The 22,101-nt window shown below is 69.6% G+C and carries 5 protein-coding genes; 2 read left to right on the forward strand and 3 right to left on the reverse strand.

The features are described from left to right. Positions 1-153: 153 nt before the first annotated feature. From AU194_RS06215 to AU194_RS06225, 3 genes are all read right to left on the reverse strand, one after another. Complete coding sequence (locus AU194_RS06215) at positions 154-1,989, reverse strand: acyl-CoA dehydrogenase (RefSeq protein WP_059088370.1); 1,836 nt, start codon at positions 1,987-1,989, stop codon at positions 154-156. Positions 1,990-2,239: 250 nt separating this feature from the next. Continuing rightward, complete coding sequence (locus AU194_RS06220) at positions 2,240-6,256, reverse strand: serine/threonine-protein kinase PknK (protein WP_197417530.1); 4,017 nt, start codon at positions 6,254-6,256, stop codon at positions 2,240-2,242. Between the two features lie 130 nt (positions 6,257-6,386). Continuing rightward, entirely contained in the window at positions 6,387-17,369 is a 10,983-nt protein-coding gene (locus AU194_RS06225) for a type I polyketide synthase (RefSeq protein ID WP_059088371.1), read from the reverse strand. 226 nt (positions 17,370-17,595) lie between these two features. Here AU194_RS06225 and AU194_RS06230 point away from each other — a divergent pair, with 226 nt between their 5' ends. Next, positions 17,596-19,017 (forward strand): condensation domain-containing protein, encoded by a 1,422-nt coding sequence (locus AU194_RS06230; protein ID WP_059088372.1) that lies wholly within the window; start codon positions 17,596-17,598, stop codon positions 19,015-19,017. A 78-nt stretch (positions 19,018-19,095) separates the two neighbouring features. Further along, a complete protein-coding gene (locus tag AU194_RS06235) occupies positions 19,096-22,101 on the forward strand; it encodes an RND family transporter (protein WP_059088373.1) in 3,006 nt (1,001 codons plus the stop codon).

Here is a 22,101-nt window from a genome sequence, read left to right on the forward strand (position 1 = left end):
GACCCGCCCTTGTTTCTCAGCCAGCCCTCCTTTCCTACGCGAGCAGACAGAGATTCGCGCTGTTCGGACGCTGTGCACGCGAATCTGCGTCTGCTCGCGCTGAACCATCACAAAAGGCCCCCGCCGTGGCGGGGGCCTTCTGCGTGAAAGGGATCAGAACGCGGCTTCGTCGAGCTCCATGATCTCGTTGTCGAGGTTCTCGACGATCTGGCGGGTGCTGGTCAGCAGCGGCAGGAAGTTCTTCGCGAAGAACGACGCGACCGCGAGCTTGCCCTCGTAAAACGACTTGTCCGCACCGGTGGCGCCGGCGTCGAGCGCCTCGATCGCCACGGCGGCCTGCTTCTGCAGCAGCCAGCCGATGACGAGGTCACCGACGCTCATCAGGAACCGGACCGAACCGAGGCCGACCTTGTACAGCTCCTTCGAGTCCTCCTGAGAACCCATCAGGTAGCCGGTCAGCGTGGCCGCCATCGCCTGGACGTCGGTCAGCGCGGTCGCGAGCAGCGCACGCTCGGCCTTGAGCCGGCCGTTGCCCGTCTCGGACTTCACGAACTCCTCGATCTGGCCCGCCACGTGCGCCAGCGCCACACCCTTGTCGCGGACGATCTTGCGGAAGAAGAAGTCCTGCGCCTGGATGGCGGTGGTGCCCTCGTAGAGCGAGTCGATCTTGGCGTCGCGGATGTACTGCTCGATCGGGTAGTCCTGCAGGAAGCCGGAGCCACCGAAGGTCTGCAGGCTCTCGGTGAGCTTGGCGTACGCCTGCTCGGAACCCACACCCTTGACGATCGGGAGCATCAGGTCGTTGACCTTGACCGCGAGGTCGGGCTCGATGCCGTGCAGCGCCTTGGCCACATCCGCGTCCTGGTGGGTCGCGGTGAACAGGTACAGGGCGCGCAGACCCTCGGCGTAGGCCTTCTGGGTCATCAGCGAGCGACGCACGTCCGGGTGGTGCGTGATGGTCACGCGCGGAGCGGTCTTGTCGGTCATCTGGGTCATGTCGGCGCCCTGGACGCGGTCCTTGGCGTACTCGAGCGCGTTGAGGTAGCCGGTCGACAGCGTGGCGATCGCCTTGGTGCCCACCATCATTCGGGCCTGCTCGATGACGTCGAACATCTGCGCGATGCCGTCGTGCACCTCGCCGACGAGCCAGCCCTTGGCCGGGACACCGTGCTGGCCGAAGGTCAGCTCACAGGTGGCCGAGACCTTCAGGCCCATCTTGTGCTCGACGTTGGTGACGAAGACGCCGTTGCGCTCGCCCAGTTCACCGGTCTCCGGGTCGAAGTGGAACTTCGGTACGAAGAACAGCGACAGACCCTTGGTGCCGGGGCCTGCGCCCTCGGGGCGGGCCAGCACCAGATGCATGATGTTCTCGAACAGGTCGTCGGAGTCGGCCGAGGTGATGAACCGCTTGACGCCGTCGATGTGCCAGGTGCCGTCGGGCTGCTGGACGGCCTTGGTGCGGCCCGCGCCGACGTCGGAGCCGGCGTCGGGCTCGGTGAGCACCATGGTGGCGCCCCAGTTGTGTTCGGCGGCCAACTTGGCCCACTTCTTCTGCTCGTCGGTGCCGTTGTCGTAGAAGATCTGCGCCATACCGCCGCCCATGGCGTACATGTACGCGGCCGGGTTCGCGCCGAGGACGTGCTCGATCAGGGCCCACTGCAGGGCGCGGGGCATCGGCATACCGCCGAGCTCCTCCTTCATACCGGCCTTGTCCCAGCCGGCGTCGAACAGCGCGCGCATCGACTTCTTGAAGCCCTCGGGGAGCGTCACGGTGTGGGTCTCGGGGTCGAAGACCGGGGGATTGCGGTCGCCCTCGACGAACGACTCGGCGATCGGGCCCTCGGCCAGGCGAGCCATCTCGCCGAGCATCTCCTTGGCCGTGTCGGCGTCCAGGTCGGTGAAGTCGCCCTGGCCGAGCGCCTTGTCGACGCCGAACACCTCGAACAGGTTGAAGACCTGATCCCGGACGTTGCTCTTGTAGTGGCTCACGTTGCCTCCTCGATGAGAAATGCCACAGCTCGGTTGGGTACTTTTCGCTAAGTTACCCACCAGTAACTGCCGCGACTATACCCACCGGTAACTACAACTCAAACCCCCTGCCGGCAATTCCTCCGACCGGGGTAACCACCTGGTTGGTAGGGCCACCGGAAATCGCAGTTGACACATGTCTGACCGGCACATACGCCCCAATGTGATTTTGATCACGCAACGTAAAGGCGGCGTATGCGGGCCGTCGCAGTCACCGCAGCAGCGACCGTGCGCGCCGCAGCTCAGGGAGGGTGCCCTCGCCCGTCGGCCCGTCGTCCGAGAAGCGTTCGAGGGCCGCAGCCAGCACGCCGCGCGCTGCGGAACCGCGCACGTCGTGGTCGTCGAGGGCGGCACGCAACTCCATCAGCGGAACGTCCTGCTCGCGAGCGATTCGTCGTGCCGCCGCCAGGTCCGCGGTGCGGTCGGCGTCGTCGGCGCGGGTGCGCGCCCGCGCGCGCAGCAGTTCGGCGTCGTGGAAGTGCATGCCCGTGTCGGCGGCGATGCGCAGACCCGTCTCGATCCGCTGCCGCGCCTCGTCGTGGCGGCCCGCCGCGGTCAGCAGTTTCGCGAGGACGCAGTCGTAATGGGTCTGGTAGATGTACAGGCCCACCGCGCGCCAGAAGTCGACGGCCTGGGTCATCGCCGTGATCAGCGCCTCGAGTGCGGTGCGGTCGGGGGCCGGAGTGTGCAGCGCCATCTCGGCGTCGACCATGCACTGTTCGGTCGTCCCGAACAGCTGCCAGAAGTCGAAGCCGTGGTCTTCGGACCGGCGGATCATCTCGGCGACCAGTGCGCGCGCCCGGTCGAACTGACCGGCGTCCACGCGCATCCAGATCTCCATGTCGATCGCGTTGACGACGTTGTACGCCGCCAGCGGGGCGCCCAGCCCGTCGGCCCGTCGCCGCGCGGCGGCGGTGGCGGCCTCCGCGCCCGCGAGGTCGCCGCGCCACAGCCGGTCCATCGCGAGATGTTCGTGCGCCATCGCCACCGGATCGTGCGGGACGTACCACAGCTCACCCATGCGCTGGCGGTCCTCGAGTGCCACACTCTCCAGCGCCTTCGCGAAATGTGCACGGGCAGTGGGCATCTGACCGCGGACGAACGCGATCGTGCCCAGCGCACCGTTGACCGAAGGGCGGAGCCATTCTCTGCCCATGTCCGGTGCCGACTCGACGAGCTCCAGGATCTGGGCGGCGCGGTCGAGATCGGCACGCGACACGTAGTAGCTGCACACCGAGATCAACGTGGAGCAGACCTCGTCGTCGTGCAGATCGGTGCCCGCCAACTGCAGGCAACGCTCGAAATCGTCGGCGACGGAGACACTTTGGTATCCCTCCATCGCCGCGGCGAGGAATCCGCGCTCCAGTCGCGGCCGGATCTCGAGGCGGTCACGGGCGGCGTCGGGCGGGCTCTTCTCGAGTTCGGACAGCGCGTGGCTGAGGTAGGTGCGGGCCTCGGGCAGTGCGCCGCGGAGCCGGGCGGCCGCCGACGCCTCGCGGTAGGCCGCCGCGGCGTCGGCGTACCGCTCGGCGCTCTCGTAGTGCGCGGCGACCAGCCGCCAGTCGGGGTCGCCCGCGGCGCGGCCCGTCAACGCGTCGGCGACCCGGCCGTGCAGATCCCGTCGGACGCTGGGCGGAGCCAACTCCGCGGCGACCTCGCGCAGCAGTTCGTGGCGGAACCGCCAACCGCCCGCGCCCTGCGGTTCGAGCACCTGCGCGTCTTCGAGCTCGTCGATCACGTCGTCGACGTCGTCCTCGGCCAGCCCGCACACCGCGATCAGCAATCCGCGGTCGACCTGACGCCCGATGACGGCGGCCGCCTCGACGACCGGCACCACGTTGGGCCGCGCGAGGAGGCGGGCGAACAACGGCTCGTACAGCGGATCCGGCACCGGCGGGCGGTTCTCCTCGGGACCGGTCTGGCCCAGGCCGCTGACCACCTGCTCGACGTAGAACGGGATACCGTCGCAGCGTTCGCGCACCGCGGCGCACTCCTCTGCGGTGACCGTCGGATCGAGTGCCGCGATCAGCGTGTCCACCTCGTCGTCGGACAGCGGGTCCAGGTCGAGGATCTTGGCGGGCCAGTCACCGGGCAGCCAGGTCCCGTGGCGGCCGGTGACCACCACCAGGAGCCGGCCGTCGGCGGCCCGCAACACGTCCGCGATCAACTCGAGCGTCGACGGGTCGAGCCAGTGCCCGTCCTCGACGACGATCAGGCCGGGCGCCCCGCTCAGGCAGGCCGTCAGGTACCGCGCCACCGCGGCGCCGATCGCCTCCTGCAGTCGGCGGCCCTCGAACGGCGACATCTCGTATCCGGACTCCGGACCGAGGCCCATCACGGGCGCCAACAGGCTCACATCCGTTCCCGGATCCAGACCCCGCGCGGCGAGTTCGGCCCGGAGCAGATCCACACACCGCGCCGGGGCGGTCATCCGGTCGACACCGCAGCGGCGCTCCAGCAGCACACGCACCGGGTGCAGTCCGACATCGGTGTGGAACGGCGAGCCCGCCAGCTCGACGACCACCCCGCCGTCGTCGGCCACCAGGTCGATCACCGCGGCGACCAGCCTGCTCTTACCGATCCCGGCCTCACCCCGGATCACCACCGCGGGTGTGGTCAGCGTCTCGGCCTGTGCCCGCACCCACCCCCGGCGCAGCCGGGCGAGCTCGCGTTCGCGCCCCACCAGTGGGCCGCTGTGTCCGCGGGACGTCTCCGCGCGTTCGCCCACCACCCGCGAGTGGCTGACCAGACCCTTGATGCCCTTCACCGGCGCAGGCGGCAGCGCTTCCAGTTCGAAGGTGTCCTTGACCAGCGCCTCCACCGAATCCGACACCACCACGGTGCCCGGTGGCGCGAGCCCCGAGACCCGCGCCGCCATGTTGGCGGCCAGCCCGAACACATCGTCCTGCGCGGTGTCGAGGTAGACCAGCCCCCGGTGGACGCCGACCCGCACGTCGATGCGAAGGCCGAAACGGCGTTCGGCCTGCTCGCTCAGCCGCGCGACGTCGCGGGTGATCTCCAGCCCGGCCTGCACCGCGCGGCGCACGTCGTTCTCGTGGGCGACGGGATAGCCGAAGACGACGAGCAGACCGTCGCCCTTGGTCGATCCGATATGGCCCTCGTATTTGCCGACGATGCGCAGCACCTGCTGCCGGTACCGGCCCACGAGGAGGCGGTAGGTCTCCGGTTCGACCTCGGTCGACAGCACCGTCGAGTCGACGAGGTCGGCGAACATGATCGTGAGGCGCCGGATCTCGCCCGGTTCGCCCGGTGCGGTGAGCAGGTCATCGAAGTCCGCGTGCGCGCGGTCGGGGTCGACGGCCGCGTCGGACCGGTCGCCGTCGCCGCCGCTGTGGATGGCCGAGACCGTGTGGTCGAGCAACGCGTCGATCGACGTGCCTGCGCGAGCGTGGGCGGCCGCAGGCGGCGGCGGGAAGTCCGTGGCGAGGGTCGTGGTCACCGCCGCGCGGGCGGCGTGGGCCAACTCCACCGCCGTTCGGTAGCGGTCGCCGGGGTCCTTGGCCATCCCCCTGGAGATGACGAGGTCGAACCGCGCCGGGATGCCCGCCAGCACGGTGGACGGCCGCGGCGGTGGCGTCATGAGGTGGCCGGCGATCTGCTGTTCGAGGCCATCGCCCTGGAAGGGGGGCGCACCGACCAGGCATTCGTAGAGGACGCACGCCAGCGCGTAGGTGTCCGAGCGCCCGTCGCCGCGTCCGTCCCGGAACCGCTCCGGCGCCGTGTACTGGTAGGGGCCGGTGGCCGGCCGGGGGATACCGACGTCGCCGAGGTAGGCGACGTCGAATCCGGCGACGATGATGTTGGACGGCCGAACATCCCCGTGCACCAGGCCGATCTCGTGCGCGGCGTCCAGGGCGGCGGCGACCTGGTCGACGATCATGACCGCGCGCGCCGGGTCGAGCGGCCCCTGGCTCAGCAGTCGCCGCAGATCCCGACCGTCGATCAACTGCATGTCGACATACAGGCGCCCGTCGATCTCGCCGAAGCCGTGCACCGGGACGACGTGCGGATGGCTGAGCAGCGTGGCGGCCTGCGCATCGCGCTGGAACCGCATCCGGTACTCGACGTCGCGGCCGAGATGCGCGGACAGCTGCTTCAGTGCGACCGTGCGGCCGGCCACGGTGTCGTGGGCGCGCCACACCTCACCCGTCGCACCCCGGCCCAGGAGTTCGACCAGCAGGTAGTGACCGAAGGGTGTGCCGTCCACTGTCTGCCCCCGAACCTGTCGCGCAGCCTTCACGATAGGACTGCGCAAACATCGGTGTGAAGCCTTCGCGGGGATGGTCAGCCAGCACCCCCTCGGCATGTTGCGACAGCAACATGCCGAGGGAGCGACGTCACGGCAACGCCGCTGGCCCGGCGCCTTCCGGCTCGGACGGCTCCTGCGCAATCGGCTCGGGTGTGGCCTCCGGCGTCTCCGCATCGGGCAGCTGCCCGACGAGGTACTCGGCCAGCCCACCGATGGTCGGGTAGTCGAACACCGCGGTCGCGTTGATCGTGAACGCCCCGCCGAACTGGCTGTGCAACCGGTTCCGGAGCTCGATCGCCATCAACGAGTCCGTCCCCAGGTCCAGGAACCGGCTCGTCGCCGCCGGCGGCTGCGCCAGGCGCAGGAAGGTCTGCACCTCCCGCTGCAGGAACTCGGTCACGAACCCGGCCCGCTGGGGCACCGGGATCTCCTGCAGCTGCCGCAGCAGCTCGCTGTCGCCGGTCACCTCACCGGCGGCACTCGGCAACACCAGGTCCAGGATGGGCGGCCGCGAGCTGCCGAGCACCTTGGCCGCCCGCGCCCAGTTCGCCTTGATGACCGTGGCCTGGCCGGTGCCGTTGGCGATCACTTCGGCCAGCGCGCTCAGCGCCGCCGACGGTTCCAGCGGAACCAGACCCTGAGCGCTGATGTTGGCGGTCGCCGCCTCCGACGACGCCATCCCGCCTTGGGCCCACGGCCCGAAGTTCACGCCGGTGGCGGGCAGGCCGTGGGCCCGCCGCTGCGCGACCAGACCGTCCAGCAGCGCGTTGGCCGTGGCGTAGTTCGCCTGCCCCGGCGAGCCGAACAGGCTCGACACCGACGACGACACGACGAAGAAGTCCAGCCCGTCGTCCCGGGTCAGCCGGTCCAGGTGGCAGGCGCCGTAGGCCTTGGCCGCCAGCGTCGCCCGGAACCGGTCCGGGCTCTGCTGGGACAGCAGCGCATCGTCGAGCACACCGGCGAGGTGTGCCACCCCCGCCAGCGGCGGCAGCTCGGCGCGGATGCGGTCGAGCAGCGCCGCCACCGCGGCCTCGTCGCCGACATCGGCGGCGAAGGTGTGGATCCGGCACTTGTACCGCTCGGCGATGTCGTCGATCACCCGCCGCACATCGGCATCGGGCTCCCGGCGACTGGTCAGCACGATGTCGCCTGCTCCGAGCTGCGCCAGGTACGCCGCGGTGTGCAGGCCGATTGCCCCGAGACCACCGGTGATCAGGTAGCTGCGGTCCGGCCGCGGCTGCAGCGGCTGGGGGATCTGCAGCACGATCTTGCCGATGTGGCGTGCCTGCTGCATCCGGCGGAACGCGGTCCTGGCCTCGGTCAGCGGGTAGATCTCCGCGGGCAGCGGGGTCCACTCATCGCGAGCCAGGCCCTCCGACACCTCGGTGAGCAGATCGCGGATGCGATCGGGCTCGGTGAACATCACGGTGTCCAGCGCGACGATCTCGTAGGAGATGTCGGGGCGGGCCTCGGCCATCTTCTCGGTCGACCAGATATCGCGTTTGGCGATCTCGGCGAAGCGGCCGCCTTGGGCGGTGGCCCGCAGCGTCGCCTCGATGAACCCTTCGCTCGTCAGGCTGTTGAGCACCACGTCCACCCCGGCGCCGTCGGTGTCGGCGAGGATCTGATCCGCGAAATCCGTTGTGCGCGAGTCGTAGACGTATTCGACGCCCAGCTTCCGCAGCGTCGCCCGCTTGAACGTGCTCGCCGTGGCGAACACCGTGGCACCGCACCGCTGCGCCATCTGCACCGCGGCCAGTCCGACGCCACCGCTGGCGGCGTGGATGAGCACCTTGTCGCCGGGCCGCAGCTGCGCCCAGTCGAACGACAGCCGCACCGTGAGCGCCGCGGCGGGGATCGTCGCGGCCTCCACCGCGCTGACCCCGTCGGGGATCGGCGCCAGGAACTGCGCGGGCACGTTGAACCGGCTGGCGAACGCGCCCTGCATGGAGCCGTAGACGCGTTGTCCCACTTCGAGTCCCGTGACACCGTCGCCCAACTGGGTGACGACGCCGGCGAAGTCGCCGCCGATCGGCCCGGGATCGCCGGGGTAGAGACCGAGCACGTTGAGCACGTCGCGGAAGTTCAGGCCCGCGGCCTCGACGCGGACCTGCACGTAGTTCTCGGCCGGCGGCGGCACGTCGGCCTCGGTGAGCCGCAGGTTGTCGATCGCGCCGCGTTCGGTCGGGGCGAGAACGTAGTCGGTCGAGCGCGGCACGGTGAAGTGTCCGCTGCGCGCCCACGGCAGCAGCCGCGAGGCGAGCAGTTTCCCTTGCCGCACAGCCAGTTCCGGCTCGTCGACGGGGGTGACGAGTAGATCGGCCAGCGCGCGCACCGCTTCGGGTGACCCGTCGCAGTCGATCAGCCTGCACCGCAGCGCCGGTTCCTCGTTGATCGTGGTGCGCCCGAGACCCCACAGCGCGGCCTGCACCGGATCCACCGGCTCACCGGATTCGGTGGCGACCGCCCGTTCGGTGACGATCCACAGCCCGCCGGGCAGTTTCAGCCCACCCTGGACGGTGTGCACCGCACTGAGCAGGTTCGCGATCTCGGCTTCCGTCCGCGCCGCCACGTCGGCGGCCGACTCGTCCGCCCCAGGCTGCGCGGCCCGCCACACCACGCCGGAGAACGCCATCCCGCGTTCGTGGGCATCGCTGAGCACCTCGCCCAACGGCTGGGTGTCGACGGCCGGATCGAACGGGATGCAGCCCGGCACGGCGGATGCCAGCTCGTCGAAGCCCGCGACCAGCCAGGTGCCGCTGCCGGTCGAGTCGCCGGGCTCCGGGGCCGGCACCTCGGCCCAGCCGAGGGTGTAGAGCAGCCGGGTGGCGTCCCCGCCGAGGCCGCGCAACAACGCCTCGCGCGGTGCGCGTTTGACGGTGAACTCGCGGATGCCGCCGAGCGGGCGGCCGTCCCGGCTGACGAAATCGAGGTCGAAGACCTGGGTTTCGCTCATCAGCTCGCTGGTGTGCCACCGCGCACGGCAGTAGAACCGGCGTGGCATCTTCTCCCGCAGCGACACCTGCCCGTACCGCAGCGGCAGGAACAGATCGCTGACGCCCTGTTCGGCGGCCAGCAGCGCCGGGAACGCGGGGAACGCGACACCGGTGCACAGATCCATCAGGACCGGGTGCATCGGCTCCGAGCCGAGCTGGTCGGCCAGTTCCTCACCGACGAGGATGTCGCCGATCGCCTCGCCCTCACCGAGCCACAGCGATTTGAGCGACCCCGACCAGGTCGGACCCCACGCCAGCTCCATGTCGGCGAACGTCTCGAACAGGTCCTGCGGACGCATGCGGTTGAGCCGCTCGATCGCCTCGTCGACGGGTCCGCTGTCCTGGTCGGCGATCTCCTCGAGCCCGGAGACCACAGTGCCGTCGGCGTTGAGCGACCAGTCGGCGCCGCGTTCGCCGTAGGGCCTGCTGTGCACCTGGAAGGTCCACACACCGTCGCCGTCGCCGGGATGCAGGGTCAGCTGCACCTCGCGAGAGGCCTTCTCCGGCAGGATGATCGGCTCGTAGAAGAATACGTCCTTCACCCTCGCGGGTGAGCCGACGGCGGCCAGCGCCATCGCGGCGTACGTCGCGCCGGGCACCACGACGGTGCCGTAGATCACGTGGTCGGACAGCCAGGGCTGCGACTTCACCGACAGCCGGCTGGTGTACACGGTGTCCCCGGATGCGAGATCTTTTGCACTACCGAGGATCCCGGACACCGTCGGGCCGTCGACGGAGATGCTGGACGTCTTGGGCCAGAAGCGGCGGCGCTGGAACGGATAGGTGGGCAGCTCCAGCTTGCGGTGCGGCCGGTTCTGCACCGCGGCGAAGTTCGGTCGGTGTCCGCCGACGTAGGCCGCGGCCAGTGCGTCGGCCATCTGACGACGGTCGGCGACACCCTTGCGCAGTGAGGCGACCGCCCGCGGTGCGGCCAGGTGTTCGGGCCAGACCTGCACCGCGGCACCGGTCAGCACCGGTTGCGGTCCGATCTCCATCAGCACCGAGGCGCCCAGCGCGGCGACCGCGCGCACACTCTCGGCGAACTGCACCGGCTGGCGGGAGTGCCTGCGCCAGTACGTGGCGTCGAGCGGAGTCTGGGCGGTGATCACCGAGCCGGTGCGGTTGCACACCAACGGCAGTGTGGGCGTGGCGAATTCGAACTGGCCGAGGTAGGACTCGAATTCGTCGAGCACCGGGTCGAGCAGTTCGGAGTGGAAGGCGTGGCTGGTCTCCAGCCAGGTGCAGCGAATGCCCTCCTCGGCGAACTTCGGCACGATCTGCTCGAGATCCTTGCCCGGGCCCGACAGCACGGTGTTGGGCCCGTTGTAGGTCGCCACCGATACGCGCGGGAACTCGCTCGCGATCTCCTCGACGTGTTTGGCGTCGGTGAACACCGCCACCATCCGCCCGCCGTCGGGCAGACCGCCGAACATCCGGCCGCGTTCGGCCATCAGCCGGGCGCCGTCCTCGAGGCTGAACACGCCCGCGACACAGGCCGCCGCGTACTGGCCGACGCTGTGGCCGAGCACCACGTCGGGTTCGATGCCCCAGGACTGCCACAGCCGCGCCAGACCCATCTCGACGGCGAACAGCGCCGGCTGGGCATACGAGGTGTGGCGCAACCGTTCTCCGGTCTCCCGGTCGGTCGCGAACAGCACCTCGAGCAGCGGCTGCGGCAGGATGTCCTTGACCGCGTCCGCGCACCGGGTGACGGTGTCGGCGAACACCGTCTCGGCCTCGAACAGTTCCCGCGCCATACCGGGGTACTGGCTGCCCTGTCCGGTGAACAGCCACGCCGTGGTCGGGCGGTGCGTCTGCTCACCGCGCACCACGCCGGGCCGGGTCCGGTTGTCGGCCAGATCGGTCAGCGCCTGGCGGGCGGACTCGATGGAGTCCACCACCATCGCGGCGCGGTGTTCGAAGTGCGAACGGCCCGTGCCCGCGGTGAGGCAGACGTCGGTCAGATCCGCGTCGGGGGTCTCCTCCAGCCAGGACCGGTACCGCTGTGCCAGATCGACCAGTGCCTCCGGGGACCGCGCCGACAGCGCCAGCACGTTGACCGGCGTTGCGTCGGTGTCGGGTTGGTCGTCTTCGATATCGGGGTCGAGCTCGGGCAGCGGCGGCGCCTCTTCGACGAGCACGTGGGCGTTGGTGCCGGTGAAGCCGAAGGAACTCACACCGGCGCGGCGCGGCCTGCCGTTGGTCTGCCACGGCACGGCCTTGTCCACCACGCGCACCGGCAACGAATCCCACGGGATGTGCGGTGACGGGGTGTCGAAGTGCAGGCTCTGCGGCAGCGTCTCGTTCTGCAGCGAGAGCACGACCTTGATCAGACCCGCTGCACCCGAGGCGGATTCGGTGTGACCGATGTTGGTTTTGACCGAGCCCATGAGCAGCGGCCGGTCGGCGGTACGCGAGTCTCCGTAGGCCGCGGCGGCCGCCTGCACCTCGATCGGATCGCCGAGCGGGGTGCCGGTGCCGTGCGCCTCGAGGTAGTCGACGTCGGCGCCGGTGAGCCCGGCGCGGTCGAGGGCAGACCTGATGAGTCGTTGTTGCGCACCGCCGTTGGGCACGGTCAGACCGCTGGACGCGCCGTCCTGGTTGACCGCGCTGCTCGGGATGACCGCGGCCACCCGGTCGCCGTCGCGGACCGCGTCGCTGAGCCGCTTGAGCACCAGGATCCCGCAGCCCTCGCTGCGCACGTACCCGTCGGCGGAGGCGTCGAAGGTCTTGCACCGGCCGACCGGGGAGAGCATCCGCGCCCGCGAGGCGGCGACGACGGTGACCGGGCTCAGCAGCACGTTCACCCCGCCGGCGACGGCGAGGTCGCAGTCACCGGCGTGCAGTGCCTGGACGGCCTGGTGGACGGCGACCAGCGCCGAACTGCACGCGGTGTCGACCGCGACGGCGGGACCTTCGAACCCGAGCGCGAAGGCGACGCGGCCGGAGATGGCGTTGAGCGCGTTGCCGGTGATGAAGTGGGGTTCGATCTTGTCGATCGACTCCGAGGACAGCAGGTGGGCGTACTCGTTGGCCGCCACCCCGACGAAGGTTCCGGTCCGGCTGCCGCGAAGGTCCGCCGGTGCGTACCCGGCGCGTTCCAGCCCCTCCCAGACGGTTTCGAGCATCAGCCGCTGCTGCGGTTCGATCCACACGGCCTCGCGCGGGGAGATACCGAAGAATTCCGGGTCGAATCCGTCGATGCCGTCGAGGAATCCGCCGAACCGGGTGTAGGTCTTGCCCGCGGCGTCGGGATCGGGGTCGTAGAACTCATCGATGTCGAAGCGGTCCTCGGGGACCTCCCGGATCGCGTCGACACCGCCGGAGAGCAACTCCCAGAACGCTTCCGGGTTCGGTGCGCCGGGGAACCGGCACGACACCGCGATGATCGCGATCGGGTCGTCGGCCCGCGTCGTCGCGGCCTGCCGAGGCGCGGGCCGGGCGGGCGCCTGCTGTTCGAGGCCCAGCACGTCGCCGAGCAGGTACTCGGCCGCATCGGACAGGCGCGGGTGGTCCATCACCAGGGTGACCGGGATCTCCTTGCCGACACCCTGTTCGAGGCGGCGACGCAGCTCGACGGCCATCAGCGAGTCCATGCCGAGGTCGAAGAAGCCGGCGTCCTCGCGGATCTCGGCGGCGTCGACCCGGGTCACGTCGGCGACCGCGTCGCGCAGGTAGTCGGTGAGCAGTCGTTTGCGTTGCTGCACAGGGGCGTTGGTGAGCTGCTCGACGAGTTCGGTCCGGCCCGACGGCGTCACCACCGCAGGTGTCGCCGCGCTCGGCACCTCGCGGTCGAGCTCCGAGAGGAAGGCGCGTCGGCCCGCCTGCTGGTAGAGCGGCAGGAACCGCGCCCAGTCGATGCGCGCGATCACCCCCTGTGTCGAGTTCGCCGCGACGTCGGCCAGGCCCGCCAGCGCGTCGGCCGGTCCGAGCGTGCGGACCCCGCGCTCGTCGAGGCGTGCCCGCGACTCCGCATCGGCCATACCCGCCGACCAGGGGCCGAAGTTCACGCTCACCCCCGCGATGCCCTGGTCGCGCAGGCGCCAGGCCAGCCCGTCGAGGAAGGCGTTGGCCGCACCGTAGGCGGTCTGCCCGTAGCCACCCCAGATCGAGGCGATCGAGGAGGTGCTGATGAAGAAGTCGAGCTCCAGGTCCGCGGCGGCCTCGCTCAGATGCCAGGCGCCCCAGACCTTTCCCGCGAATACACGGTCGACCTCGGCTTGCTGAGATTCGACGTCGAGGGCGGTCAGCGGGGTGGTGCCGATCTCGCCCGCCGCGTGGACGATGCCCGCCAGCGGCGGCAGTTCGGCAGCCACACCGGCCAGCAGCCGCGCCACGTCGTGTGCGTCGGCGACGTCGGCGGTCATGACACGGATATCGCAGCCGTGCTGGGCGGCCAGCGCGTCGATGCGTTCGCGGACTGTGTCGTCGGGGGTGCGGCGGCTGGTCAGCACCAGGTGACCGGCGCCGTTGGCGGCCAGGTAGCCGGCGATCTCCATACCGATCGACCCGAGCCCACCGGTGACGAGATAGGTTGCGTCGCTCCGCAGTTCGAGGGCACCGCCGGTGACCCCGTCGCGCCGGACCAGGCGCGGCACATAGGTGGTGTGGCCCCGCAGGGCGAGCTGATCCTCCCGCACCGCGGCGGCGGGTGCGGTCAACCGGTCGAGCAGCGCGGACCATTCGTCGGCGCTGCCCGCGGCGAGGTCGGCGAGCCCGCCCCAGACCTGTGGCAGCTCGAGTGCGGCGGCGCGGCCGAACCCCCACAGCGCACTGTGCTCGGGGGCGACAGAGTCGACGTCGGAAACACGTTGCGCACCACGGGTCACCACCCAGACGGGGCTCCGCAGTTCCGCGGTCGCAGCGGCGCGGAAGAGGCGGCGGGTGCCGCCGAGGATGCGGTGCTGCATGCGCAGCAGCGACCGCATGGACGGTGTGGTCGTCGAGTCGACAGCCGCGATGTGCAGGATGCGCAGTGTGGCGTCGTCCTCTGCGGCCTCGCGCAGGATGTCGACGAGGGTGTCCTCGTCGGCGTCGGTGGCGGGCAGCCCGACGAAGCGGTGCCGGTGCCCGCGTGCCACCAGGGTGTCGACCAGTGGCCGCACGGTCTCGGTGTCGTCACCGACCAGCAGCCACGACGCTTCGCCGCCCGCTCCGGCCGGTGCGCCGGTCAGCGCCTCCCACCGGAACTCGTAGCGGTCGTCGGCGATGGACTGTGTCGTGCGCTGCCGATTGTGTTGGGCGGCGAGCCTGGTCAACACGTCGTGGCTCTGCTGATCACCGTCCGCGTCGCCGAGCAGAGCGGCGAGTTCGGCGATGCGGCCGTCCTCGAGTAGCCGCAGCGCCTCGGTCGCCGCCGCCGTGGGCTGCGGCCGATCCTCGACGCCCGCTGTCCGGTTGTCACGGAATGAATACTCGCGGTGCTCGAACGGGTAGGTGGGGAGGTCGAGCAGCTGCGCGTGGGGGCGCTTCAGCGCGGCGAACCGCGGCAGGTGGCCGAGCACGTAGGCGTCGGCGAGCGCCTCGGTGAGTTGCCGGTGGTCGTGGGTGTTGCGGCGCAGCGAGGCGATCGCGCGCGGGGCGGTGGCCGGGTCCGGCCAGGCCGCCAAAGCGGCCGCGGTCAGCACGGGCCGGGGCCCGATCTCCAGCAGCACGCGGCAGTTCATCTCGGCGAGGGTGCGCACGCTCTTGGCGAACTCCACCGGCTGGCGGGCGTGCCTGCGCCAGTAGGCACCGTCGAGGCGCACACTGCGGCCCAGGGCGGCGCCGGTCCGGTTGTCGATCAGGATCCGTTGCGGCGCACGGTAGGTGAAACCCTGTGCGAAGGTTTCGAACTCGTCGAGGATCGGGTCGAGTAGTGCCGAGTGGAACGCGTGGCTGGTGTCGAGCCAGTCGCACCGGGCACCGTCGGCGGCCAGTCGCGCGACCGCCTTCTCCAACTCGTCGGCGGGTCCGGACAGCACCGTGTTGGCGCCGTTGTAGGCCGCCACCGACAGGCTCGGGTACTCGTCGGTCAGGCTCTCGACGCGGTCGGCGGCGGCGAACACCGCGACCATGCGCCCACCGGCGGGCAGGCTGCCGAACAGCCTGCCGCGTTCGGCCATCAGCCGGGCGCCGTCCTCCAGCTCGAACACCCCGGCGACGCAGGCCGCGGCGTACTGGCCGACGCTGTGGCCCAGCACCACGTCGGGTTCGAAACCCCACGACTGCCACAGCCGGGCCAGCCCCATCTCGACCGCGAACAGGGCGGGCTGGGCGTAGCTGGTCTGCCGCAACGTCTCCTCAGCGTCACTCGCCCCCGTATCGAAAACGACGTCCAGCAACGGCTTTTCGAGCGCATCGGCCACCGCGGCCGCGCATCGGTCGAGGGTCTCGGCGAACACCGGCTCGGTGTCGTACAGCTGCCGCGCCATCCCGGGGTACTGGCTGCCCTGACCGGTGAACAGCCACGCGGTCTTGGGGGTGTCGTGCGATTCGCCGCGCACCAGGCCGGGGGCCGGCCGGTCGTCGGCGAGCGCACCGAGCAGTTCGACGGCCGCGTCGCGGGAGTCGACCACCAGGGCGGCCCGCTGCTCGAGGTGCGCGCGGGCGGTGCCCGCGGTGTGGCACACGTCGGCCAGCGTGGCCTCCGGATGCTCGGCGAGGTAGTCGCGGTACTGCCCGGCCAGCGCCACCAGTGCGGCGGGGGTGCGGGCGGACAGGGGGAGCAGGCCGAACCGCTCGTCGGCCGGTGCCGGTTCGCTGGCAGGGGTGGGCTCGGGCGCCTCTTCGAGGATGACGTGGGCATTGGTGCCCGCGAAGCCGAACGAGCTGACGCCGGCGATGCGGGGCTGACCGTTGCGCTGCCACGGGGTGGTCTCGGTGACCACCTCCACCGGCAGCCGGTCCCACGGGATGTGCGGCGACGGGTTCTCGAAGTGCAGGTGTTTGGGCAGCTGCTCGTTCTCCAGCGCCAGCACGACCTTGAGGACACCCGCGATGCCGGCGGCGGCTTCGAGGTGCCCGATGTTGGTCTTTGCCGAACCGATCAGCAGGGGTTTGCCGGGGTCGCGGCCCGCGCCGAGCGCCTCGCCGGCGGCCTGCGCTTCGATCGGGTCGCCGAGGGAGGTGCCGGTGCCGTGGGCCTCCAGGTAACCGATGTCGCTGGGCTTCAGGCCGGCGCGTTGCAGCGCATCGGTGATGACGCGTTGCTGGGCAACACCATTGGGCACGGTCAGCCCGCCTGACGCGCCGTCCTGGTTGATTGCGCTGCCGCGGATGACGGCCCGGATCCGGTCGCCGTCACGCAGGGCGTCCTCGAGGCGTTTGATGACGATGACGCCGCAGCCCTCACCGCGCACGTAACCGTCGGCGGCGGCGTCGAAGGTCTTGCACTTGCCGTCCGGCGCGAGCATGTGCGCACTGGAGAACGTGATCATGGTCGCCGGGGTCAACAGCACGTTGGCGCCGCCCGCCAGCGCGAGGTCGCACTCCCCGAGCCGCAGCGCCTGGCAGGCCTGGTGGATGGCCACCAGCGAGGAACTGCACGCGGTGTCCACGGCGACGGCGGGCCCCTGCAGGCCCAGCCGGTAGCTGATGCGCCCGGCCGCGGCGGCGTTCGACGTCCCGATCGCCATGTAGGCCTCGATCTCGGGGTACGTCAGCTCATCGGATGCCATTCCGAGGTAATCGTGGGTGGCCAGGCCGACGAACACGCCAGTGTTGCTGTTGGCCAACGACGTCGGTGCCGTGCCGGAGTGTTCGACGGCGCGCCAGGCGGTTTCGAGCAGCAGCCGGTGCTGGGGGTCCATCAGACGGACCTCACGGGCCGACAGACCGAAGAACGGGGCGTCGAAGCCGGTCACGTCGTCGACGAAGCCGGCGCGGCGGGTGACGACCTTGCCGGGGGCGCCGGGTTCGGGGTCGAAGAACTCGTCGGCGTTCCAACGATCCTGGGGGACCTCGGATATCGCATCGCGGCCATCCCGTAGTACGTCCCAGAACTCGTCGGCGTCCCGGGCTCCTGGGAACCGCGCCGCGTAACCGACGATCGCGAATCGACCTGCTGTTTCGTTGGTTTTTACGGCAGCATCCATGCCCGTAGTTCCTCCCTTGCACCGGCTGTCAGAAAGTGGCCTTCAGGCACTTCTTGCGCCCGTGAAGATGTGTTCCGGGGCACACTATGGCATGTTCGCGTATGCCACGCGCGGTTCGGTCTCCTGGCGTCGGCGGTGTCGAACCCATGCGGGTCCGGCGGGAGTATGTTGATCCGGCAACGGCTCGTGCCGGTCGCGGATCGGCAAAGCGGAGAGGTTAGACGAGTTGCAAATCGGCAAGATCACTGTTGGGCCCCTTGATGAATGGTCGTTGAAGCCGGGTTCGGTAACCTCTTGGCATCCCACTGCGGCTGCGGTGGAAATTGCTCGGAAAGCGCCGCTCAGTTCGGTCCCGATCAGTTACATGCAGGGCCAGCATCTGCGTAACTACTCCGAGCGCACGGCCGCGGGGTTGAATTTCTCGCGACAGATCATCGCGAGTTGTGAAGTCGCCGGGAAATGCGACATCTCGGCCATGGATCACGCGGTGAACGCATATCTGCGGCGCCACGACACCTTTCGCAGCTGGTTCGAGCAGACCGCCGACGGTGAGTTCGTGCGGCACGCGATCGAGGACCCCGCCGACATCGAATTCGTCCCCGTCGACCACGGTCTCATGTCGATCGACGAGATCCAGGCGCACGTGGTCGCCATCCCGAGTCCGCTGGAATGGGCGTGCTTCACGTTCGGCGTCATTCAGAATGACGACTATTTCACGTTTTTCGCGGCCATGGACCACGTGCACGGTGACGCGACGCTGATCGGCACGACGATGCTCGAAGCAAACGGGATGTACTCGGCCCTGAGCGGCGGCGGCGAGGCGCTCGTCCTGCCCGACGCCGGCAGTTTCGACGAGTTCTGTGTTCGCGAACGTGAGCGCACGGCGGAGTTGACCGTGGCTTCGCCGGAAGTTCGCGCCTGGATCGACTTTGCCGAGAACAACCAGTCGGGCTTCCCGGAATTCCCGCTGCCGCTGGGCGATCCCGCGCAGGCGGTGCGCAGCGACATGACTTCGCAACTGCTCATGGATCCCGGGCAGACCGAGCGATTCGATGCGGCGTGTTCCGGTGCGGGGGCGCGATTCGTCGGCGGCTTGTTCGCATGTCTGGCGCAGGTCGAACACGAATTGACCGGCGCGCTGACGTATTACGGTCTCACCCCTCGGGATTCCCGCGCGGCGACGGACAATTTCATGACCCAGGGGTGGTTCACCGGGCTGATTCCGATCACCGTTCCGATCGGGGCGGCCTCGTTCAATGACGCGGCGTGGGCGGCGCAGGCGTCTTTCGACTCGAGTTTGAATATGGCAAGAGTTCCGTATTACCGGGCGATGGAATTGGCGCCGGAATTGAATTGGCCGAAACCGAATTTCCCGGTGTCGAACTTCTTTCACGGCGGTGCGGCGCCGCTCAATGCCGTACTCGCCGCCGCCGACATGGGGCTGGCCAACAACATCGGGATCTACCCGGACGGCCGATTCTCCTATCAGTTGACCATTTACATCTTCCGGTACGGCGAGGGCACCGCGATGGCGATCATGCATCCCGACAACTCGGTGGCCAGGAAATCGGTTGCGAGGTACATGAATACGATGAAATCTGTCGCCGAACAGGTTGCCGACAGCGGTAACTGGGGTCGCGTCGCATAGCGTGGAGCAACATCGCGGCTACGGCCGAACCTGCAGTGTCAACCGGTCGCGCAACGTCCGCTCGGAGGTGGGGGCGTCATGCGGCGGTTAGCCGACTTCGTGGTGCGCTGGCCGTGGGTGGTGATCGGTGTCTGGGCCGCCCTGGCCATCGCGCTGCCGCTGTCGGTGCCCTCCCTGGGCGAGATGGCCCAGCGGCATCCGCTGGCGGTGCTGCCCGCCGACGCGCCGTCGACGGTCACGGCCGAGAAGATGGCCGAGGCATTCGGGGAATCCGGCAACGACGATCTGCTGTTGGTCGCGCTGATCAACGAGAACGGGCTGACCCCCGACGACGAGGCCGTTTACCGCAAGCTCGTCGACGCGCTGCGCGACGACCCCGCCGATGTGGTGTCGGTGCAGGACTTCGTCGCCACCCCGCAGCTGCGCCCGTTCCTCACCAGTGAGGACAAGACGACCTGGGTGCTGCCGGTCAGCCTTGAAGGTGAGCTGGGCACCCCGCGGGCCTACGAATCGTTCACCCGGGTCTCCGACATCGTCGACCGCACCATCCCCGACGGGAAGGCCGGCGGGCTGACCGCGTACGTGACCGGCCCGGCCGCCACCGTCGCCGACCTCACCGTCGCCGGGGAGAAGGACCGCCTGCCGATCGAGATCGCGATAGCGGTCCTGGTCCTCGGCGTCCTGTTGGTGGTGTACCGCAACCTGGTGACGATGCTGCTGCCGCTGGTGACCATCGGCTCGTCGCTGCTGATCGCGCAGGCCGCCGTGGCCGGTTACTCCGAACTCACCGGGGCCGGGGTGTCCAACCAGTCGATCGTGTTCCTCAGCGCCATCATGGCCGGGGCGGGGACCGACTACGCGGTCTTCCTGATCAGCCGCTATCACGACTACCTGCGGGCCGGTGACGGTTACGACCACGCGGTCAAGGCCGCGATGATCTCGATCGGGAAGGTGATCACCGCATCCGCGGCGACGGTGGGCGTGACGTTCCTGCTGTTGAGTTTCGCCAAGATGGGCGTGTTCAAGACCGTCGGCGTGTCGTCGGCGATCGGGATCGGCGTGGCCTTCCTCGCCGGCGTGACGCTGCTGCCGGCGATCCTCGTGCTCGCCGGGCCCCGCGGCTGGGTCAAACCGCGACGGGAACTGACCGCCCGGTTCTGGCGGCGGTCGGGCATCCGGATCGTGCGGCGCCCGGTACCGCACCTGGTGGCCAGCCTGCTGGTGTTGGCGTTGCTGGCCGGGATCGGCCTGTTCGCCCGCTACAACTACGACGACCGCAAGGTGGTGTCGGAAGAGGCGTCGAGTTCGATCGGGTACACCGCGCTGGAGCGGCATTTCCCGATCGCTCAGTCCATCCCCGAGTACATCTTCATCCAGTCCCCGCACGACCTGCGCAACCCGCGCGCCCTCGCCGATCTCGAGCAGCTGGCGTCCCGCGTCGCGCAGCTGCCCGGCGTCGGCCTGGTCAGCGGGATCACCCGCCCGCTCGGCGAGGTGCCGCCGGAGTTCCGGGCCACGTTCCAGGCCGGCATCGTCGGCGACCGCCTGCAGGACGGCTCCAACCAGATCGGCCAGCGCAGCAGCGACCTCAACCGCCTGACCGACGGGGCCGACACGCTGGCCGACAGCCTGGCCGACGTCCGCAGCCAGATCAACACGATCGCGCCCAGCATCCAGGACCTGGTGACCACGTTCTCGTCGGTGCGCACCGAGTACGGCGGGGACAAACTCGTCCGCGATGTCGAGGTCGCGGCGAAGCTGGTCGCCAGCGTGAACGCGCTCGGCAACTCCATGGGCGTGAACTTCCGCACGGTCAGGGACATGTTCGCCTGGATCGGTCCGGTGCTGGCGGCGCTGCAGGGCAACGCGATCTGCGACTCGAATCCGTCCTGCCGGGACACCCGCATGCAGTTCGAACGGCTCGTCAAGGCGCGTCAGGAGGGCAGCCTCGACGAGATCAACGGGCTGGCCCAGGAACTGCAGGGCGTCGACGACCGGCAGACCCTCAACACCGCGGTCAAGAAGCTCAACACCGCGATGGCAGGCGTCGCCAAGGCGGTCAACGCGATGGGCCTGGACAAACCGGGCGGACCGCAGAAGGGGCTGGCCGACCTGCAGCAGGGCGCCAACCGCCTGGCCGGTGGCAGCCGCGAAGTGGCGGGCGGTGTCGACGAACTGGTCAAACAGGTCAAGGTGATCGCCGCCGGCCTCGACGAGGCGTCGGCGTTCCTGCTGACGATGCGCAACAGCGCCGCCGACCCGTCCCAGGCCGGGTTCAGCATTCCCCCGCAGGTGCTGGCCCTCCCCGATTTCCAGAAGGCCGCCGCGGCCTACATCTCGCCGGACGGCCGGTCGGTGCGCTATCTCGTGCAGACCGAGCTCAACCCGTTCAGCGCCGAGGCGATGGATCAGGTCAACCGGATCCAGGACGTCGCACGCGACGCCCAGCCGAACACCATGCTGGCCGATGCGACGATCTCGATGGGCGGCTTCCCGGTCTCGCTGCGCGACACCCGCGACTACTACCAGCAGGACATCCGGTTCATCATCGCCGCGACCCTGATCGTGGTGTTGCTGACGTTGATGCTGCTGCTGCGGGCGGTGATCGCACCGCTGTACCTCGTCGGTTCGGTGGTGGTCTCCTACTTCGCCGCGATCGGGATCGGGGTGCTGACGTTCCAGTTCCTCCTCGGTGAGGAATTGCATTGGAGCGTGCCACCTTTGGCGTTCGTGGTACTGATCGCGGTGGGCGCCGACTACAACATGCTGTTCGTCTCGCGGCTACGCGACGAATCCCCGAGCAGCGTGCGGCACGGCGTCATCCGCACCTTGAGTACGACCGGCGGCGTGATCACCGCGGCGGGTCTGATCTTCGCCGCGTCGATGGCGGGTCTGTTGTTCTCCAGTATCGGTCTCGTGGTCCAGGGCGGTTTCGTCATCGGCGTCGGAATCTTGTTGGACACGTTCGTGGTTCGCACCATCACCGTGCCCGCAATCGCCGCGCTGGTCGGCCGGGCCAACTGGTGGCCGACGCGCCCGGGTCCGGCGCGGCCCGCGGTGCGCGAGCCGGTCGAGGTCGGCTGA

Origin of the sequence: Mycobacterium sp. GA-2829, from assembly GCF_001499965.1 — a bacterium.
Classification (GTDB): Bacteria; Actinomycetota; Actinomycetes; order Mycobacteriales; family Mycobacteriaceae; genus Mycobacterium.